Origin of the sequence: Pseudomonas sp. NPDC086112 (assembly GCF_044746425.1) — a bacterium.
In the GTDB taxonomy this organism is placed as follows: domain Bacteria; phylum Pseudomonadota; class Gammaproteobacteria; order Pseudomonadales; family Pseudomonadaceae; genus Aquipseudomonas.
This window is the reverse complement of sequence record NZ_JBIVCD010000023.1, coordinates 40020-59719: the sequence shown is the minus strand read 5'-3', so window position 1 is coordinate 59719 and position 19700 is coordinate 40020. Positions and strand designations below refer to the sequence as shown.

Genomic DNA, 19700 nt, shown 5'->3' with positions numbered 1-19700 from the left:
GCGGATGATATCAAAAGAATATCTGTTGGCAAGAGAGGCCCGGTAGCATTGGGCCAAACTAACGCAAAATAGCACTTGAGAATCACTTGCACAGTCTCTAAGCTGCATCGGCGTCAAGGAGGACGCCCCCCTTTTCACCCTCGCAATTTCCCCCGGTTTTTCCCTCCCTTGCGTGTAAAGTAGCAGCCATAAAAAACATACTCAGGAATTGATTATGGCCGTGGCTAGATCTTCTTTCGACATCAACGCGAACTTCGACAGTGGCAACATCGAAGTGCTGGACATCAGCAATCCTTTGCAAGCACTGCTGGCGATCAAGCCAGACACTCGCAGCCAGCATTTCCAGTGGTTCCACTTCAAGGCCAGCGGTCTGCACGTCGGACAGGAGCATTGGTTTCGCCTGAACAACGCCAGCAAATCCTCGTACAACAAAGCCTGGGATGGCTATCAGGCGGTAGCGTCCTATGACCACGTCAACTGGTTCCGGGTGCCGACCATCTTTGAAGGCGACTGCCTGCGTTTCAGCCTGGAAGCCACGGCTACCCATGCCTGGTTCGCCTACTTCGAACCTTACAGCCGTGGCCGCCATGACTGGCTGATCGAACAGGCATTGACCAAAGCCGGCACCGAACTGCTGGCCACCGGCAAGAGCGTTGAAGGTCGTGACATCCAGTTGTTGCGCAAAGGGACGGGGGCCGAAGGTCAGCGCAAGGTCTGGATCATCGCCCAGCAACACCCCGGCGAACACATGGCTGAATGGTTCATGGAAGGCGTGATAGAGCGTCTGGAAAAACACGACGACCCCGTGCTGAAAAAACTCCTGGCCAGCGCCGACCTGTACCTGGTGCCGAACATGAACCCGGACGGCGCTTTCCACGGTCATTTGCGCACCAACGCCATGGGCCAGGACCTGAACCGCGCCTGGCAGAACGCCAGCCAGGAAGTCAGCCCGGAAGTGCTGTTCGTTCAGCAACAGATGGAAAAGTATGGCGTCGACCTGTTCCTCGACATCCATGGCGATGAAGAAATCCCCCACGTGTTCACCGCCGGTTGCGAAGGTAACCCGGGCTATACGTCGCGGATCGAAAAACTCGAAGAACATTTCCGCAGTCATCTGAAACATCAGACCAAAGACTTCCAGACCAAGTACGGCTACACCCGCGACGAGCCGGGCAAAGCCAACATGACCCTGGCCTGCAACAGCGTCGGTCAGAAGTTCGACTGCCTGTCGCTGACCCTGGAAATGCCCTTCAAAGACCACAACGACGCACCGAACCCGCTGACCGGCTGGTCCGGCAAACGCTCCAAGCAATTGGGCAAGGACGTGCTGACGACCATCGCCGACATGGTCGATACCCTGCGCTGATTGTCCTTTAACGTCAAAAGATCGCAGGCTTCTGCCGAAGGCTGCGATCTTTTGACGTTTTCACTGGGCAGCGATCCGCACACAATCCTCCGGTCCCAACAAACGCCCATCCTCGGCACGCAACTCCAGCGGCCGCACCGGTCGACCGTTCTCACGATCGACAACCCGCGAATGCGCCTCCCCCGCCTCAAAGAAAAACGCCTCGCCCCACTGCCGCAATCCGATGATCAACGGGAACAGGCCCTTGCCTTTCTCCGTCAGCACATATTCCTGATACGCGCTGCCGTCCGACGCTGGCACCAGATCGAAAATTCCGTGAGCCACCAATGTGCGCAGGCGTGCCGAGAGAATGTTTTTGGCCATGCCCAGATTGCGCTGGAACTCACCGAATCGCCGCAAGCCATCGAACGCATCGCGCACGATCAATAACGACCACCAATCACCAATCGCGTCCAGTGAACGAGCGACCGGGCATTCGGCGCCTTCCATGCTTGTACGTTTAACCATGACCGCGTCCGCCGGCAAACAAATGTGGTTGCAATATAAAACCAGATTACCTACCGTACAACTGGTTTTATTTTGAAACCACACAAGGAAGCCCGTGATGAAGCCTGACCATCCGTTAAGCGGCGCAGTGGTGCTGCTGTTTGCCCTTGCCTGCGGCCTGGCCGTCGGCAATGTGTATTACGCACAACCGCTGCTCGATGCCATGGCCGAAGCCTTCGCCATGGACCCGGCAACCATCGGTATCGTCGTCACCCTTACCCAGATCGGTTATGGCGTGGGTCTGTTATTGCTGGTTCCGCTAGGGGATCTGCTCAACCGCCGCCGGCTGATCGTCGTGCAAACCCTGCTGTCGGCGCTGGCTTTATTGATGATCACGTTTGCCTCGAACAGCATGTGGCTGTTGCTCGGCATGGCGCTGACCGGGTTACTGGCGGTCGTGACACAAGTCCTGGTGGCCTACGCAGCGACTCTGGCCATCCCGGCGCAACGTGGACGTGTGGTGGGCGTGATCACCAGCGGCATTGTCGTCGGCATTCTGTTGGCACGAACGGTGGCGGGCGGCATGGCCGATCTGGCCGGTTGGCGTTCGATTTATCTGCTGTCCGCCGGGTTGACCCTGGTGATGGCGCTGCTGTTGTTTCGTGTGCTGCCCAAGCACGAAGAGGCGCGACCGGATAGCGCTTACGCTGCGTTGATCGGATCGGTATTCACGTTGTTCAAGGAAGAACCGGTATTGCGTCAACGGGCCATGCTCGCCCTGCTGACCTTCGCCAGCGCCATGGTGTTGTGGACACCCTTGGTGCTGCCGCTGAGTGCCCCGCCGCTTTCACTTTCCCACACCGAAATCGGACTGTTCGGCCTGGCCGGAGCCGCCGGTGCGCTAGCCGCTGCCCGTGCCGGGCATCTGGCCGATCGCGGTCTGGGTCAATGGACCAGTGGCCTGTCGTTGCTGCTGATGCTCGCCTCATGGCTGCCCATCGCACTCACCCAATCCTCGCTATGGGCGCTGCTGCTCGGGGTGATTACGCTGGATCTGGGTTTGCAAGCCGTTCATGTCACCAGCCAGAGCATGATCTACAGCGTGCGCCCCGAAGCGCAAAGCCGACTCACCGCCGGCTACATGCTGTTCTACTCGATCGGCAGCGCCTTGGGTTCCATCGGTTCGACGGCGATGTACGCTTGGGTGGGATGGATCGGGGTGTGTTGGCTGGGTGCTGGCATCAATGCCGTGGCGTTGATTTATTGGTGGCTGACGCTCGCCGCCAAAACACCCAACACCTGTGGCGAGGGAGCTTGCTCCCGCTCGGCTGCGCAGCAGTCGTAAATCAATCAGACGCAGGAGCGTCTGACTAACTGCATTTGGGGGCTGCTTCGCAGCCCGACGGGAGCAAGCTCCCTCGCCACAATGCCGTGCCAGCCTCCTGATCACCCGCGATCCTTACCCCGCAGCATGCTGTTCAGCACGTCATCGCGGCGCACCCAACCGTGAAACAACGCCGCCGCCAAGTGCAGCAGCACAGTCAGAAACAGCAGATACGCCAGATACCCATGCGCCTTGCGCAGGAACGCAAACACCTGCGCATTCGCCGGCAGAATCGACGGCAACTGCAGCGAACTACTGAGCATCACCGGATCGCCGGCCGCCGAAATCATCGCCCAGCCCAGCAGCGGCAAAATCAGCATCAAGGCGTACAGCAAGGCATGCGAGGCCTTGGCCGCGACCACTTGCCAACCCGGCAGGTCCGCCGGCAGCGGTGGTTGCCGGGTCGAAAAACGCACGGCCAGACGCACGATCACCAGCAACAGAATCGCAACGCCCAAAGGTTTGTGCAGATGGATCAGCCACTGATGGCGCTCAGACACCGAGGCCGCCATACCCGCGCCGATAAACAGCATCGAGAGGATCATCAGCGCCATCAGCCAGTGCAACAGCCGCGCCAATGGCGCGAAATGGTTCGGTTGAGCGCTCATTATTGAGACTCCTGTTTGGCGTTGGGCAACTGCTTCACTTCGCTGGTGCGGCGCAGGTAGGAACGGGCGTAACCCGCTGAGCGAGCGGCGAGCAGCGGGTCGTCGGAGCCTTCGATACCGCTGGGCAATACCAGTGGGTCGTAGTTGATGTCACGGCACTCGCCATTGAGTTGCGGCTGGGTGCTTTCGAGCACCAGCGTGCCGGCGTTCAGCACTTTTCGGCCGTCGGGCCAGGCTTTGCTCGCGTCGTTGACCGGGTCTTCGGGGTTCGCCAGAGTAATGTTCAACTGCCAACGCAGCGGTCCGGCGGACAAGCGCTGCACCAGATCTTTCTCTAGGAAATCACCGCCCTCGGGAGCCGTCGCGCCTGCCGCGTCCTGAGCAACCGGCGTCATGCTCCAACGCACCGCCTGCCGTTGCCCGGCCGCGTTCACCAGGTAAAACGCGTTGACGCTGTTATAGGTTTGCGTCGCGTAACTGGCCGACGGTTTGGCGGTTTTGATCCAGGCCAGAAACGGCGCGGCTTCCGGGTGAGAACCGAAAAACGCTGGAACAGCCGCCGGGTTTGGTTTGCCGGTAGACGGATCCGGTGACTGTGCTTGTTGCAACTGATAGAACGCCTCGGGCGTGCCCACCGGGAACACCGGCATGCTGTTCATCCCGGTGCGCCACTGCTGGCCGTTAGCCTGAGTAAAACGCAACGCCAGACTGCGGATCGGCACGCTGTTGTCCGGCGCGTAAGGATTGCCGGCGGGCAGCGCGAAACGCCCGACCACCGGGGTCCGCGCTTCGCTGAACACCTGGGCACTGGAATACTCGCGCGCCTGGCTGCTGCTCTCGAAATGCCCGATCACGCACACGCCTTTGGCGTGGTTACGACGGAACCCCGGGTGTACGCCGTTGTTTTTCTCCAGCACATTGACCAAGGCTTTCGGCGTCAGGCGCTGTGGGTCGAGTGTGCCGTTGACGTAGGCAAAAGCCCCGGCCAGCGCGGCGACCACCACGGCAATGCCGGTCAGGCGCAACGTCAGGCTCGCGGCACTCAGCGGTGGCCGGTCAGGCCCCGTTGGCGGTGATGAGCGATCTACCATGAATGACTCCAGGGCCATCGGCCACAAGTGAGAAGAATCAGGCAGACGAACCGCGCCAAGGTTTATTCCATCGCCCGGTGTTTATTTTTCCGGGCGTGGAATAACCTCGAATGCCGGGCGTCTTCCTGAACACTCACCACAGCGTAGTGACTGGTCAGAACTTCATGAACGATATCGACGAACAACTCAGGGAAGTCATTCCCAGGCTGCGGCGTTTCGCCGTATCGCTGACGCGCAACCCCAGCAGCGCCGACGATCTGGTGCAGGCCTGCCTTGAGCGCGCGCTGTCGAGTTGGGGCGACAAACGTCCCGAGGGCGACTTGCGTGCCTGGCTGTTTTCGATTCTTTATCGGCAGTTTCTCGACGCTCATCGCCGCTCCCGGCGTTATGCGCGCATGCTCGAGTTCTTTACCGGCCGTGATGATGCGCAGCCTTCGGCAGAACGCACGGTGATCGCCCAATCGACCCTGCAAGCCTTCGATCAGCTCAGCACCGAACAGCGCGCACTGCTGCTTTGGGTATCGGTGGAAGGCTTGAGTTATAAGGCGGTCGCCGAGATCCTCGACGTCCCCACCGGCACCGTGATGTCGCGCCTGTCCCGCGCACGTCAGGCCTTGCGCCAGCTCAGCGACGGCGAAATCAGCCCCCCTTCCCTGCGGAGACTCAAATGATCAGCATGCCTCCCAGCGAGCGTGACCTGCACGCCTATGTCGATCACCAACTCAGCGATGCCGACCGACATCGGGTGGAAACTTATCTGGCCAACAACGCCGAAGCGGCCGCGCAAGTACGCGCCTGGCAACACGATGCCCAACAGTTGCGCGCGGCCCTGAGCGGCGCCTTGCAGCAACCGGCCAACCCGCAACTCGACCCGGCAATGATTCGCCAGCGAGTCAAACGCCAGTCACGCCGCCATCTGGCCAGCGCCGCGATGCTGCTGATCGCAGTCAGCGTCGGCGGATTGGGCGGTTGGCAGGCGCGACAAATGACCCTGGCCAGCGCCCCGCTGCCGATGACTGATGCGATGCAGGCTTACCGGCTGATTGCCCAGCAAGGCATCCTGCCGGCGGATTACAAAGTCAGCGATGACGGCGATATGCAGGGCTGGCTCGACCGTTATTTCAGCCAGGCCCAACGCCTGCCGAACCTGACCGCTGCCGGATACACACCCGTCAGCGGGCGACTGCTCAGTACCGAACAAGGGCCGGCGGCGATGGTGGTTTATGAGGATCAGGCCGGCCACAAAGTCAGCTTCTACGTCCGCCCGCCAGGACCTAAAAACTTCCTCCTGCCTCGAGGGAGCCGCAGCGATGGTGAGTTGCAGGCCGAGTATTGGTCCGGGGCTGGGTACAATTATGCGATGGTCAGCCCAAGTGACACGCCGGCGGCGCAGATGCTCAAGCAAACTGCGCAGTTCTGATCACCACCGCCAATCCCTGTGGGAGCGGGCTTGCTCGCGAAGGCGATTTAACATTCAACGTTTATGTTGACTGACCCGCCGCCTTCGCGAGCAAGCCCGCTCCCACAAGGGGTCGGTGGAGGCCTGAGGTTGTGCTTACCCCTGCCCAAACACCTGCGAAGGCCTGCGCAACAGCGGATCGAACGGATTGATCCGCGGCCCGATCAGCGCGGCTTCGCGTTTGAGCATCTCCACCACTGTCGGCAAGCGATCCGGCCCCAGGCGATCGCTGACCGTGGCCACACTCAACGCCGCCACCGCCCGACCTTCCCGATCAAGAATTGGCACGGCCACACCGGCCATGCCTTGCAATACGCCGGTGTTGCGCCCGGCGTAGCCGAGGGTGCGCACATTCTCGACTTCCGAGCGCAGGAACACCTCGTCATACAGGTGAAAATCCTTGAGCCGCGGCAAGTTGTAATGAATCACCGTGTCGCGCTCCTCTTCCGGCAGAAACGCCAGAATCGCCAGACTGCCTTGCCCTACGCCGAGCGCCACCCGTCCGCCGATGTCACCGGTAAACGTGCGGATCGGAAACGGCCCTTCACTACGGTCCAGACAGATCGCATCAAAGCCGCTGCGCGCCAGCAAAAACAACGAGTCCCCCAACGACGCCGACAGCCGCAGCAATGCCGGCCGCGCCAGCTCGCGCAAATTGCCGGTGTTGCCGGCGCGGGCTGCCAAGGCAAAAAACTCCAGGCTCAGGCGATAGCGTTTGCTGCGCGCGTCCTGCTCGACCATGCCCTCGTCCATCAGGCTGCGCAGCAAGCGGTGGGTGGTCGGTTGCGACAAACCGATGCGTTGCGCCAGTTGGGTGACGCGTTCTCCACCTTCGACGGTGTCCCCCAGACTGCGCAGCACTGCAAACAGTCTTGAGACGGCACCAACACCGACTTCATTTTTATTTTCATTCCGCTCAATGGAATCAGGCATGTGATTTCTCGACAATAAATTTACTCACTGAATGAAACTGAAAATAGTCATCGCTTCAGTGAAATAGGCCATTGAGCCCATCCTATTCTTCGTCCTACTCTGCGTCCATCAGGGGCGATTCGAACAACAGCGGCAGCCGACAGAAGTCGAGCGCCAACGCACCCCGGCAACACCCTTTTCGTATCTGCCCATACAAAAAAGCGCGCCTTTGGCGACGCATAACAATCTCAGGTGGAGCGCAGTCATGGCCTTCGTGCAACTTGAAAACCTCGGCAAACGTTACGGCGAAATCGACGCGGTCGTCGCCACCAACCTGTCGGTGGAAAAAGGCGAGTTCGTTTCCTTGCTCGGCCCCTCCGGCTGCGGCAAAACCACCACCCTGCAAATGATCGCCGGCTTCGTCGAAGTCAGCAGCGGGCGCATTGTGCTGGACGGTCGCGACATCACCCACGCCAAACCCGCCAGTCGCGGCCTCGGGGTGGTGTTCCAGAGTTACGCGCTGTTCCCGCACATGACCGTGCAAGACAACGTCGCCTTCGGCCTGCGCATGCGCAAAGTGCCCAATGGCGAGTTGCAGCAACGGGTGGATCGGGTGCTGAAACTGGTACGTCTGAACCAACACGCCGAGCGTTATCCACGAGAACTCTCCGGCGGTCAGCGCCAACGTGTTGCGCTGGCCCGGGCGTTGGTGATCGAGCCGCCGGTGCTGCTGCTCGACGAACCGCTGTCCAACCTCGACGCCAATTTGCGCGAGGAGATGCAGTTCGAAATCCGCCGCATCCAGCGCGAGGTCGGCATCACCACGCTGATGGTCACCCACGACCAGTCCGAAGCGCTGTCGATCAGCGACCGGGTGGTGGTAATGCAGGCCGGACGCATCACCCAGATCGACGCGCCCTACACCCTCTACGAACACCCGCGCACCGAGTTCATTTCCGGCTTCGTCGGCAAGGCCAATCTGCTGCCCGGCGAACGGGACAGCGCTGGCGTTGTGCAGGTCTGCAATCGTGGCGACGGCGAACTGACCCTGAGCCTGCGCCCGGAAAAAATCGATCTGCGTGATGTTGGCCATGGTCGTTTGCAAGGCAAGATCGTCAGCCGCTTCTTCCTCGGTAGCCAATGGCTGTACGGCGTATCGACATCGTTGGGCGAACTCAGCGTGGTGCGCCGCAACGACGGTTCGGCTCCCTTGATCGAAGGCACGGCGGTCGGCCTCGACTGGGACTCGGCGCTGCTGCGGGTGCTGAGAGTCGATGAGGTGTCGGCATGAGTACGCTTGTCGTCATTCGCCAGGGACGCCAGGGTTATTGGCTGTCAGCACCGGCCCTGGCCTTGTACCTCGGTTTACTGGTCATCCCGTTGGGCCTGACGCTAGTGCTGTCGTTCAACGTCTTCGACTACAGCTCGGGAATTAACAGCGACGCCTACACCCTCGATCACTACAGCAGCCTGCTGGGCGATCCGTACTTCTACGAGATCTTTCTGCGCACGTTCTGGATCAGCGCCCTGACCACCCTGCTCTGCGTGGTGATCGGCGTGCCCGAGGCCTACATCCTCAGCCGCATGGGCGCGCCGTGGCGCTCGATCTTCCTGATTCTGATCCTCACGCCGTTGCTGATTTCGGTGGTGGTGCGCGCCTTCGGCTGGAGCCTGTTGCTCGGCGCCGACGGCCTGGTCAACCAGACCCTGCAAGCCTTCGGTGGCTCGCCGATGAAGTTGCTTTATACGCCGTTCGCCGTGGTGATCGCCCTGGTCCACGTGATGCTGCCATTCATGATCATTCCGGTCTGGACCTCGCTGCAGAAACTCGACCCGGCCGCCGAACAGGCCGCGCTGTCACTGGGCGCCAGCCACCTCACGGTGATGCGCAAAGTGGTGCTGCCTCAAATCATGCCCGGTGTGCTCTCCGGCACATTGATCGTGTTCGGCCTCGCGGCCAGTTCATTTGCCATTCCCGGACTACTCGGCGGACGCCGGATAAAGATGGTCGCCACGCTGATCTACGACCAGTACCTGTCGGAACTGAACTGGCCGATGGGCGCGGCCATCGCCGTCGCGCTGCTGTTGCTCAACCTGCTGATCATGCTGTCGTGGAACCGAATGATCGAAGGCCGCTACAAGAAGTCATTGGGATAATTCGTCATGTCCAGAAACGGTCCTTTCGCCCTGCTGTTCCATACCCTGGTGGTGCTGTTCATGCTCGCGCCGCTGGTGGTGGTGTGCCTCGTCGCCTTCACCCCGGAAAACACCCTGAGCCTGCCGACCACGGAGTTTTCCCTGCGCTGGTTCCGTGCAGTGTTCGAGCGTGCAGACTTTGTCGATGCGTTCTACAACAGCCTGATCCTGGCGTTCTGCGCCGCCACGCTGGCGACGCTGATCGCGGTGCCGGCAGCCCTGGCGATCACTCGATTCGAGTTCCCCGGCCGGGACTTTTTCAACGGGCTGTTCCTGTCGCCGATCATCATTCCGCACCTGGTACTGGGCGTCGCATTGCTGCGCTTGTTTGCGCTGATGGGTGTCAACGGCAGCTTCGCCTGGCTGATCTTCGCCCATGTGCTGGTGATCACGCCGTACGTGCTGCGACTGGTGTTGGCCTCGGCCATCGGTCTGGACCGCAGTGCCGAACACGCCGCGCAATCCCTGGGCGCCGGACGCTTCACGTTGTTCCGGCAAATCACCTTGCCGATGATTTAGCCGGGGGTCGCCGGTGGCTGGCTGCTGGCGTTCATCAACAGCTTCGATGAGGTCACGTTGTCGATCTTCGTCACCTCGCCGGCCACGCAAACCCTGCCGGTGCGCATGTACGTGTACGCCACCGAATCCATCGATCCGATGATGGCGGCGGTGTCGGCCCTGGTGATTGCGCTGACGGCGTTGACGATGATTCTGCTCGATCGGGTCTACGGCCTGGATCGGGTGCTGGTGGGTAAACAATGAGGTCGCCATGGCTCTGCTGAAACGACTGGCCGAAGGCGACCGCCCGGCCCTGGACTTTACCCTCGACGGCAAGCCTGCCCGTGGCTTGCTCGGCGACACCCTGCTGACCGCCGTGCTGACCTGCAGCGAACACCTGCGCGGCAGCGACTTCAGCGCCGAACCCCGCGCCGGCTTCTGCCTGATGGGCGCCTGCCAGGACTGCTGGGTACGCCTGGGCGATGGCCGCCGGGTGCGGGCTTGCTCGACGCTGCTCGAAGCCGGTCAACACATCAGTCGCGAACCGGGGCGCTCCCTATGAACACCAACTTCCCCTGCAGAAACCCAATCCCCTGTGGGAGCGGGCTTGCTCGCGAAAGCGTCGTGTCAGCCACCACACCTATTGAATGTGCCGCCCCCTTCGCGAGCAAACCCGCTCCCACAGGATTGCAGTGTCGATCACTTATGAGGTGGGCATGAAACCTGTAGTCATCATCGGCGCAGGCCCCGCTGGAATCCGTGCGGCGCAAACCCTCGTTGCCCACGGCGTGCACCCCGTGCTGCTGGACGAAGCCGCCCGCGGTGGCGGGCAGATTTATCGGCGTCAGCCGGCGAATTTCAAGCGTTCGGCGGTCAAGCTGTATGGCTTCGAAGCACGCAAGGCCAACGCGCTGCACCAGACAATCGACGCACTGCGCGAGCAACTCGATTACCGTCCCGACACGCTGGTGTGGAACGCCGAAGCCGGGGCGCTCGACACCTTGCATGAGGGCCGCGCCGCACGGCTGGAATTCTCCCGGGTGATTGTCGCCACGGGCGCCACCGACCGGATTCTGCCGGTGCCAGGCTGGACGTTGCCGGGGGCATACAGCCTCGGTGCGGCGCAGATTGCCTTGAAGTTTCAAGGCTGTGCCATCGGTGAACGGGTGGTGTTCGCCGGCAGCGGGCCGTTGCTGTACTTGGTGGCGTACCAATATGCCAAGGCCGGCGCCAACGTGATCGCCGTGCTCGACAGCTCGCCCTTCAGCGCTCAGGCCCGCGCCCTGCCCGGTCTGCTGGCGCAACCGACCACGTTGGCCAAAGGCATTTATTACCGCACCTGGCTGACCGCCCATGGCATCCCGGTGCACCAGGGCGCTACCTTGAAACGCATCGATGGCGAACACCGCGTGCAATCGCTGAATTGGTCCAACTCGAAAGGCGAGCATCAGCTGGATTGCGACGCCATAGCCTTCGCCCACGGCCTGCGCAGCGAAACCCAACTCGCCGACTTGCTGGGCTGTGAATTCACCTGGAACCCACTCAACCGCGCCTGGCTGCCGCAGCGCGACAGCGCCGGTCGCAGCAGTGTCGCCGGGGTGTACCTGGCCGGTGACGGCGCCGGCATCATGGGTGCCGACGCCGCGGAAATGGCCGGTGAACGGGCTGCCCTGGCGCTGCTTGAAGACATCGGTTACCTGATCCCGCCGCAACGTGCCACCCAGCTGGAACAGTCGCTGAACACTATCGTCAGATTCCGCCAAGGCCTGGAGCGCGCCTTTATCTTTCCCGAAAGCTGGGCCACCGACGCCGCGGATGAACTGATGATTTGCCGCTGCGAAGAAGTGCGCGCCGGCGACATCCGTCAGGTGGTGCGCGACGGCCATTGGGAGATCAATCGGGTCAAGGCCCATTGCCGGGTCGGCATGGGGCGCTGCCAAGGACGGATGTGTGGCGCCGCCGCAGCGGAAATCATCGCCTGCGAAAGCCAGCGCAACCTGTCCGACATCGGCCGGTTGCGAGCTCAGGCGCCGATCAAACCCTTGCCGTTCGGTCTGGAGGTCGAGCCATGATCGAGGTCGATGCAATCATTATTGGTGGCGGCATTGTCGGGGCCTCCGCCGCCCTGTTCTTGAGCAAGGCCGGCCGTCGCGTCGCATTGCTGGAGCGGGACTTTTGCGGTTCGCACTCCAGCGGTGTGAACTACGGCGGCGTGCGTCGTCAGGGCCGGCCGCTGTCGCAATTGCCGCTGTCGCAACGGGCTCACGAGATCTGGGGGCAACTGCCGCAGTTGATCGGCATCAACGGCGAGTATCAGCGCAGCGGTCACCTGAAGCTCGCCCGCAGTATCAATGACTTGCACGCCTTGCAGGATTACGCCGCCAGCAGCCAGGGGTTCGGCCTCGATTTGCAGGTACTCGACCGCAATCAGTTGCGCGCACGGTTTCCGTGGGTCGGCGAGGTCGCGGTCGGTGCTTCGTTGTGCCCGGACGACGGCCACGCCAACCCGCGACTGGTGTCTCCGGCCTTCGCGCAGGCGGCGCGTCGGCACGGTGCGCAAATCCATGAACAATGCGCAGTGACGGCGGTGGAGCATGACGGTCAGCGCTTTCACGTCAGCACTCAATCCGGCCTCGAGCTGCACGCCCCCTGGCTGCTGAATTGCGCCGGTGCCTGGGCCGGAAACCTCGCCGCGCAATTCGGCGAAGCGGTGCCAATGCATGCCGGTCACCCGGCGATGCTGGTCACCGAACCCTTGCCGCTGGTGATGAATGCCAGCACCGGCGTCGAGGGTGGCGGCATCTATGCCCGTCAGGTCGCTCGCGGCAATTGTGTGTTGGGCGGCGGCCAGGGCTTTGCCCTCGATGACGCCCGCGCCCGGCCTGGTCAGAACGCCGTCATCGAGATCTTGCGCCAGGCCGTCGAACTCTACCCGTTTCTCGAAGGCGCCCAGGCGATTCGCACCTGGAGCGGCACCGAAGGTTATTTGCCCGATCGCCAACCGGTGATCGGCCACAGCAGCACCCAACCCGGTCTGTTGCACGCGTTCGGCTTTGCCGGCGCAGGCTTTCAGATCGGGCCTGCGGTGGGCCAGGCGCTCACCGAGATCATCTGTAGCGGCGCGTCAAAGACGTCGCTGGATGCGTTTTCCATCACCCGGTTTCACTCCATCTCCGTTGCTTGATAGAGGAAGGTCGCGCCATGAATCATTTCAAACGCAGTGCACTGCTCGGTTTCTCTTGCTTGGGCGCCATGCTCACGGTCAACCAGGCCCAGGCCGAACCGACGCTTTACCTGGGCATGAACGGCGGAACCATGGAGCGGCTCTACGCCGACAAGGTGCTGCCGGCTTTCGAGAAAGCCAATAACGTCAAAGTGGTGATCGTGCCGGGAACCTCCGCCGATATTCTGGCCAAGGTCCAGGCCAGCAAAGGCAACCCGCAGATGCACGTGATGTTCCTCGACGACGGCATCATGTACCGCGCTATCGCCATGGGCTTGTGCGACAAACTCGAAGACAGCCCGCCCCTGGCGCAGATTCCGGCCAAAGGCCGCATCAAGGATCAAGCCGTGGCGGTCAGCCTTGGGGTCACCGGGCTGGCGTACAACACGCGGCTGTTCAAGGAAAAAGGCTGGAGCGCACCGACCTCATGGATGGACATGGCCGACCCGCGCTTCAAGGACAAACTGGTGTTTCAGTCGATGGCATCTTCGACCTTCGGCCTGCACGGTTTTCTGATGTTCAACCGGATTCAGGGCGGCAGCGAAACCGACGTCGAACCGGGGTTCAAGGCATGGCCGAACACCGTCGGGCGTAACGTGCTGGAGTACATTCCGAGTTCGGCGAAGATCTCCGAAATGCTCCAGACCGACGAAGCGGCGCTGTTCCCGCTGACCCCGACCCAGGTCACCGCGCTGAAACTCAAGGGCATGCCGGTGGAATATGCACAGCCCAAGGAAGGCTCCGTGGTGCTCAACGTCGCCGAATGCGCCATCGCCAACAATACCCAACCGGAACTGGCGCAGAAACTCGCGGCCTTCCTGCTGACGCCCGAAGCGCAAGCCGCCGCGCTTGAAGACGGCGATCAGATTCCGTCCAACCCGAATACGCCAACCACCGACAAGACCCGCGGTCAGGTCGAGGCGATGAAGCAGTATCTGACGACCGCGATCGCCATCGACTGGGATCAGGTCAACGAACAGCGCCCGGCGTGGAATGCCCGGTGGAATCGCAGTATCGAGCGCTAACCTCGAAGATCAAAAGATCCATGTGGCGAGGGAGCTTGCTCCCGTTGGGCTGCGAAGCGGCCCCAAAAAAGGAACTGCTGCGCAGTCCAACGGGAGCAAGCTCCCTCGCCACAAAAGCTCTCTCACCACAGTAGCTTCACCAACACCAGTGGAAGGCAAATTCCCCATTTGGTTAAACTACGCCGCCGCAGCTTGGGAGCGGCCTGAAGACTACGGGGTGACTTCACAGTGGCCATTCGACCACCCAACCGTCCGCGACTCACACCACGCTGGCCCGCGCTACGCCGTTTCTTCGGCAAGGCATCTGCGACGCCGGCCAGTGGCAGTACGCAGGGCCGGGTGATCCACGACTACTTCCACCGCAAGGCCCATAACCAGGGCTACACCCTCAGCCATAGCCAGCAACGAGTGATCGACTGCATGGCGCAGCACGCTTCGGCGCTGCTGGGCACATCAGCGCCGACACTCCCCGGTCTTTACCTCTTTGGTGCAGTCGGGCGCGGCAAGAGCTGGTTGCTCGACGGTTTTTTCCAGGCCATCCCCATCGCGGAAAAACAACGCCTGCACTTCCATGAGTTTTTTGCGCAACTGCACCAAGGCATGTTCATCCATTGCGATCAGCCCGATGCGCTGGCGGTCACCCTCGACGAACTGCTGCAAGACTGCCGGGTGCTGTGTTTCGATGAATTCCACGTGCATGACATCGGCGATGCGATGCTCATCACGCGGCTGTTCAAGGCGCTGTTTCGCCGGGGGATTGTGCTGCTGGTGACCTCCAACTATCCGCCGGAAGGTTTGCTACCCAACCCGCTCTACCACGCCCGTTTCAAACCGGTGATCGATCTGGTCAACACGCGCATGCAGGTGATGGAAGTCGGCGGCCCGCATGATTACCGCAGTCAGGCGCGCACCCACGCACAGCAGTTGTTCACCCAGGGCCGGTACGTCTGGCCGGCCACGGTGGCCCAGCGTCAAGTGTTGCAGCTGCTCGAACACGACGCACCGGCCATCCAGCTGCCCGTCGGGACACGGCACCTGCAAGCCCGATACTGTGAAGGGCGAAGCGTCGGCTTCACCTTCGCCGACCTGTGCGAACACCCCACCGCGGTCATGGACTACCTGGAACTGTGCCGACGGTTCGACCGCTGGATCATCGACAAACTGCCCAGCCTCGCCGACTGTTCAATCGCCGCCCAACAGCGTTTCATCAACCTGATCGACGTCTTGTACGACCAGGACAAGCACCTGATCCTGCTCGGTCACCAGTCATTGCGCGAAAGCCTGGGTGGCGATGCTATCGACCTGGCGCGTACGCGCAGCCGGTTGGGGCAGTTGGTGGAGGTCAAGGAAGAGGTTTGATCAAGACTCTTGTGTTGGGCGACCGGCCTCTTCGCGGGCAAGCCTCGCTCCTACAACGGTTTTGTGTTGTACCTCGATCTCTTGTAGGAGCGAGGCTTGCCCGCGAAGGCGGCCTGACAAGCACCACAACTTTCCCGCTATCATGTCGCCCATTTCCAGGCCCCCACGCCCTCCTCCTGATCAATAGCGAACCTGCCCATGGATACCCTCGCCCAACTGCGCGCCGGCCAACTGTCGGGCATCACCCGTCTGGATCTGTCCTGCGGACTGACCGAGTTCCCCCGGGAAATCTTCGACCTGGCGGACTCGCTGGAAGTGCTCAACCTCAGCGGCAACGCCTTGCGCAGCCTGCCAGACGACCTGCACCGCCTGACCCGTTTACGCGTGCTGTTCTGCTCGGACAATCAGTTCACCGAACTGCCCGCTTGCCTTGGCCAGTGCACCGCGCTGACGATGATCGGCTTCAAGGCCAACGCCATCGAAAACGTGCCGGGCGCCGCCCTGCCGCCGCTGTTGCGCTGGCTGATCCTGACTGACAACCGCCTCACGGAACTGCCGACCGAACTGGGTGAATGCCCGCATCTGCAAAAGCTCATGCTCGCCGGCAACCGGTTACAGCGTCTCCCCGAAAGCCTGAGTCATTGCCATCGACTCGAGCTGATCCGCATCGCCGCCAATCAGCTCACCGAGCTTCCCGAGTGGCTGCTGACCCTGCCGAGCCTGACCTGGCTGGCGTACGCCGGTAACCCGCTGGAAACCGAAGCCGACGCGGCTGCGCTTGAAGCCACGGCGAGCATTCCCTGGTCCCAACTGAACCTGGAGAAAAAACTCGGCGAAGGCGCGTCGGGGGTTATCCATCAGGCGTTGTGGGAACAGACGAAACAGGTCGCGGTAAAGCTCTACAAAGGAGAAATGACCAGCGATGGCTCGCCGTTGCACGAAATGAACGCCTGCATCACCGCCGGCATCCACCCCAATCTGATCCGGGTCGAAGGGCGAATCGTCGGCCATCCGCAAGCGCAGGCCGGGCTGGTGATGCAACTGATCGATCCGAGTTATCGCAACCTGGCCGGGCTGCCGAGCCTGGCGTCCTGCACCCGCGACGTCTACACCGACGACACCCGGTTCAGCGCTGGCGCGGCACTGCGCATCGCCAGTGGCATTGCTTCAGTGGCTGAACATTTGCACCGCCAAGGCATCACCCACGGCGACCTCTATGGTCACAACATCATGTGGAACGAGCATGGCGATTGCCTGTTGGGCGACTTTGGCGCGGCGTCTTTCCATGCCACTTCGGACAACCTTGAAAGCCGCGCGCTGCAACGGATCGAAGTGCGGGCGTTCGGGGTGCTGCTGGGGGAATTGCTGGAGCGCATCGACTCGGGGTTGAGTGATGAACAGCGGATCGCGTTAGAGGGTCTACAGCAGCGTTGCTGTCAGCCGGATGTGCTGGCGCGGCCGGGGTTCAGCGAGGTTGTGCGGGAGTTGAATGGACGGTGACCGCTGCGCGGTCATTCGCGAGCAGGCTCGCTCCCACATAGGATTTGTGAACGCCACAGATCGAAGTGGGAGCGGGCTTGCTCGCGAAGACGGCCTGCCAGGCAACAAAAGCCGTCAATGACACACAGACTTAACCCGCCAACCCGACAAACATATCCTGCACATCATCATGGTTATCGAGGCCTTCGAGGAACGCTTCGACTTCTGCCATCTGCTCATCGCTCAAACCACTGACCGGGTTCTTCGGCTGGTAGCCCAACTTGGCCGACAACACGGTGAAACCCTGCTCCGGCAGCGCTTTCTGTACCGCATCCAGGTCTGCAGGTTCGGTCAGGAACAGCGTCGCGCCGTCTTCACCCGGCTCGAAATCCTGGGCACCGGCTTCGATCGCAGCCATTTCCGGGTCGGCGTCAGGGCTGTCCGGGGACGCCTCGATCATGCCGACGTGGTTGAAGTCCCAGGCCACCGAACCGGAAGCGCCCAACTGGCCCTTACGGAACGCGACGCGGATTTCAGCGACGGTGCGGTTGATGTTGTCAGTCACGCATTCAACGATCAGCGGCACCTGATGCGGTGCGAACCCTTCATACGTCACGCGATGGTATTGCACGGTTTCGCCGAGCTGGCCGGAGCCTTTCTTGATCGCGCGTTCCAGGGTTTCGCGGGGCATCGAGGCTTTTTTCGCCTGTTCGACCACCAGACGCAGGTGTGCGTTGGTGGTGGTATCGGCACCGTTGCGGGCAGCGATGGTGATTTCTTTCACCAGTTTGCCGAAGATCTTGCCTTTGGCGTTGGCTGCCGCTTCTTTGTGTTTAACCTTCCACTGTGCGCCCATTACTCACTCTCTTGATCTGTGGCGCCGAGACATCTATTGGCCGACGCGTTGCGCAAGTTTATACGGCCTAAAGACGCCAATCGACCAAAAATTCCAAGATCTTCACCCCGTGACGAATCGACATCTTCATCAGTGTTTGTAGGGCGATTCTGAAAAGTCGATTTGCGGTGACGCTTCAGGGCTGTGGTTTCGTACCCTCTGCGCCCATCCTCCCTGGCAGAAGCGCGTTCGATGCACAACGACAAGGAAAGCCCCTTTACCCTGACACTGCTCGACGGCGGTTTGAGTCTGCAGGTGTTGCAGTTCAGCGGCCGTGAAGGTCTCAACCAGCCCTATCGATTCGACATCGACGTGATCGGCCTCGCTCCGGCGATGCACCTCGACCAATGGTTACAACAACCGGCGTTTTTGCGGCTGGCGGATGACCAGGGCATTCACGGCGTGATCCACAGCATCAGTCGCGAACATCGCGGCCCGCACCGGGTCGGCTATTCCCTGGTGCTGACGCCCCATCTGCAACACTTGGATCGACACAGTTTGCGTCGAGTGTTTCATCGTCTCAGCGTCCCCGCGATCGTGCGCCAGTTGCTGGAGGAGCATCAGTTGCCCGAGCACAGTTATCGTTTCGAACTGGCAAACGGCGGCTACCCGCCCCGGCCTTTTTGCATTCAGTACGATGAGAGCGATCTGGCCTTCCTGCAGCGGCTGTGTGAGGAAGAAGGCATCCACTATCACTTCGAACATCAGCCCGATGGACACGTACTGGTGCTGGCCGATGACAGCTTGAGTTTCCCCCAGGAGCCACTGTTGATGCCGTTCCAGGACGACGTATTCAACGACTCCGTCTTGCCGGTCATCAGCGAACTGTTCCAGCGCCATGAGCCGGTCCCCGCCCCGGCACGATGGGAAGCCAGAAACCGCGGCGCGCCGGTGGTCGGCGATGGAGCGGCTAATCATATGCTCGCCAGAACGGGCCCGGTCACGGCACGCCCTGCACCTGCACAGCTTCATCACGACCAGCTCAGCCGCCGACGGCTGGAACGCCTGCGTTGCCCGCAACGGCAGATCCACGGCCAAAGCAACCAGAGCGAACTGCGCAGTGGACGGATCCTGCAAGTGGCGCAGCATCCGCTCTCGAGTTTCAACGATCAGTGGCTGCTCACCGATATCCGGCACCAGGGGCAGCAGCCCTCGATTCTCGCCGAGGATCAGCCCGGCAGTGCCCGGCGCTATAGCAATCAGTTCACGGCCATTCCCTGGTCAACGGTCTTCAGGCCGGCGCTTAAACAGATCAAGCCGAGCATCCCGGGCTATCAGATCGCCCGGGTACTCGGCCCCGCCGGGCAACCGGCGGCACTCGATGATCAAGGCCGGATACAGGTCAGGTTATGGCCGACGCCGGCGTTCGAGGCGGATGAATCCGTCGGTCTCTGGCTACCGATCGCCCTCGCGGCGCCGGACAGTCGGATCGATCCGGCCAGGCTGCCCACGGCCGGCTCCGACGTGCTGATCAGTTTTCTCGACAGCGATCCGGACCGGCCAGTGCTGTGTGCCGGCATGGGCCATCCAAAGTCTTCCCGGCCTGCTTCCGAGCCACGCCGCGATGGCCGTCTGCTACTCGATTGGCTGGTCAACCGCCCGGATCTCGCCCCTTGAGTTTTGTCGGCGCACCGGGAGTCTGGTGTAGGCAGGTCCGGCCTCTTCGCGGGCAAGCCCGCTCCCACAGTGGATCTCTGTCGTACACACAATTTGTGTCTG

At 61.6% G+C, this 19700-nt stretch carries 18 protein-coding genes and 1 pseudogene; 14 read left to right on the top strand and 5 right to left on the bottom strand.

The window, feature by feature from the left end:
* Positions 1 to 214: 214 nt before the first annotated feature.
* Complete coding sequence (locus ACIPLA_RS17220; RefSeq protein ID WP_401174436.1) at positions 215 to 1366, top strand: M14-type cytosolic carboxypeptidase; 1152 nt, start codon at positions 215 to 217, stop codon at positions 1364 to 1366.
* Between the two features lie 60 nt (positions 1367 to 1426).
* Here the strand turns inward: ACIPLA_RS17220 and ACIPLA_RS17215 are convergent, their stop codons facing one another.
* Positions 1427 to 1873, bottom strand: coding sequence for a helix-turn-helix domain-containing protein (locus ACIPLA_RS17215; protein ID WP_218394404.1), 447 nt, complete (start codon positions 1871 to 1873; stop codon positions 1427 to 1429).
* A gap of 97 nt (positions 1874 to 1970) precedes the next feature.
* Here ACIPLA_RS17215 and ACIPLA_RS17210 point away from each other — a divergent pair, with 97 nt between their 5' ends.
* Complete coding sequence (locus ACIPLA_RS17210; protein WP_401174433.1) at positions 1971 to 3197, top strand: MFS transporter; 1227 nt, start codon at positions 1971 to 1973, stop codon at positions 3195 to 3197.
* A gap of 101 nt (positions 3198 to 3298) precedes the next feature.
* Here ACIPLA_RS17210 and ACIPLA_RS17205 read toward each other — a convergent pair whose 3' ends face one another.
* Positions 3299 to 3844: a cytochrome b gene (locus tag ACIPLA_RS17205; RefSeq protein WP_218394402.1), complete on the bottom strand. Its 546-nt coding sequence runs from the start codon at positions 3842 to 3844 to the stop codon at positions 3299 to 3301.
* Positions 3844 to 4935: a catalase family peroxidase gene (locus tag ACIPLA_RS17200; protein ID WP_218394401.1), complete on the bottom strand. Its 1092-nt coding sequence runs from the start codon at positions 4933 to 4935 to the stop codon at positions 3844 to 3846. Before ACIPLA_RS17200 ends, ACIPLA_RS17205 begins: the two co-directional genes overlap by 1 nt.
* Before the next feature lie 164 nt (positions 4936 to 5099).
* Between ACIPLA_RS17200 and ACIPLA_RS17195 the strand changes: the two genes are divergently transcribed.
* Together ACIPLA_RS17195 and ACIPLA_RS17190 are read left to right on the top strand one after the other, a co-directional pair.
* Positions 5100 to 5606, top strand: coding sequence for an RNA polymerase sigma factor (locus tag ACIPLA_RS17195; protein ID WP_401174485.1), 507 nt, complete (start codon positions 5100 to 5102; stop codon positions 5604 to 5606).
* Entirely contained in the window at positions 5603 to 6355 is a 753-nt protein-coding gene (locus ACIPLA_RS17190) for an anti-sigma factor family protein (protein ID WP_401174429.1), read from the top strand. Before ACIPLA_RS17195 ends, ACIPLA_RS17190 begins: the two co-directional genes overlap by 4 nt.
* A 135-nt stretch (positions 6356 to 6490) precedes the next feature.
* On the opposite strand, the gene ACIPLA_RS17185 is transcribed toward ACIPLA_RS17190, so the two are convergent.
* Positions 6491 to 7327, bottom strand: coding sequence for an IclR family transcriptional regulator (locus ACIPLA_RS17185; protein ID WP_007896916.1), 837 nt, complete (start codon positions 7325 to 7327; stop codon positions 6491 to 6493).
* Positions 7328 to 7571: 244 nt separating this feature from the next.
* Here ACIPLA_RS17185 and ACIPLA_RS17180 point away from each other — a divergent pair, with 244 nt between their 5' ends.
* The 9 genes and pseudogenes from ACIPLA_RS17180 (at position 7572) to ACIPLA_RS17140 (ending at position 17107) form a co-directional block, all read left to right on the top strand.
* Positions 7572 to 8597: an ABC transporter ATP-binding protein gene (locus ACIPLA_RS17180; RefSeq protein WP_401174426.1), complete on the top strand. Its 1026-nt coding sequence runs from the start codon at positions 7572 to 7574 to the stop codon at positions 8595 to 8597.
* On the top strand, positions 8594 to 9463 hold the full coding sequence (locus tag ACIPLA_RS17175) for an ABC transporter permease (protein ID WP_401174423.1): 870 nt from the start codon (positions 8594 to 8596) through the stop codon (positions 9461 to 9463). Before ACIPLA_RS17180 ends, ACIPLA_RS17175 begins: the two co-directional genes overlap by 4 nt.
* Positions 9464 to 9469: 6 nt before the next feature.
* Positions 9470 to 10264 (top strand): annotated as a pseudogene (locus ACIPLA_RS17170) (ABC transporter permease).
* Positions 10265 to 10271: 7 nt separating this feature from the next.
* The gene (locus ACIPLA_RS17165; RefSeq protein WP_218394397.1) at positions 10272 to 10562 is read left to right on the top strand and encodes a (2Fe-2S)-binding protein; all 291 of its coding nucleotides are present in this window, start codon (positions 10272 to 10274) and stop codon (positions 10560 to 10562) included.
* Positions 10563 to 10716: 154 nt separating this feature from the next.
* The gene (locus ACIPLA_RS17160) at positions 10717 to 12072 is read left to right on the top strand and encodes an FAD-dependent oxidoreductase (protein ID WP_401174420.1); all 1356 of its coding nucleotides are present in this window, start codon (positions 10717 to 10719) and stop codon (positions 12070 to 12072) included.
* A complete protein-coding gene (locus ACIPLA_RS17155; RefSeq protein WP_218394395.1) occupies positions 12069 to 13184 on the top strand; it encodes an FAD-binding oxidoreductase in 1116 nt (371 codons plus the stop codon). The genes ACIPLA_RS17160 and ACIPLA_RS17155 overlap by 4 nt, the downstream gene beginning before the upstream one ends.
* Positions 13185 to 13201: 17 nt before the next feature.
* Positions 13202 to 14248, top strand: a complete 1047-nt coding sequence (locus tag ACIPLA_RS17150; RefSeq protein WP_192342590.1) for an ABC transporter substrate-binding protein — start codon at positions 13202 to 13204, stop codon at positions 14246 to 14248.
* A 228-nt stretch (positions 14249 to 14476) separates the two neighbouring features.
* Entirely contained in the window at positions 14477 to 15607 is a 1131-nt protein-coding gene (gene zapE / locus ACIPLA_RS17145) for a cell division protein ZapE (protein WP_218394394.1), read from the top strand.
* A gap of 198 nt (positions 15608 to 15805) precedes the next feature.
* The gene (locus ACIPLA_RS17140; RefSeq protein ID WP_401174415.1) at positions 15806 to 17107 is read left to right on the top strand and encodes a leucine-rich repeat-containing protein kinase family protein; all 1302 of its coding nucleotides are present in this window, start codon (positions 15806 to 15808) and stop codon (positions 17105 to 17107) included.
* A gap of 130 nt (positions 17108 to 17237) precedes the next feature.
* Here ACIPLA_RS17140 and ACIPLA_RS17135 read toward each other — a convergent pair whose 3' ends face one another.
* Positions 17238 to 17942, bottom strand: a complete 705-nt coding sequence (locus ACIPLA_RS17135) for a YebC/PmpR family DNA-binding transcriptional regulator (protein WP_007903391.1) — start codon at positions 17940 to 17942, stop codon at positions 17238 to 17240.
* A 231-nt stretch (positions 17943 to 18173) separates the two neighbouring features.
* Here ACIPLA_RS17135 and ACIPLA_RS17130 point away from each other — a divergent pair, with 231 nt between their 5' ends.
* The gene (locus ACIPLA_RS17130) at positions 18174 to 19598 is read left to right on the top strand and encodes a type VI secretion system Vgr family protein (protein WP_218394392.1); all 1425 of its coding nucleotides are present in this window, start codon (positions 18174 to 18176) and stop codon (positions 19596 to 19598) included.
* Positions 19599 to 19700: the final 102 nt, after the last annotated feature.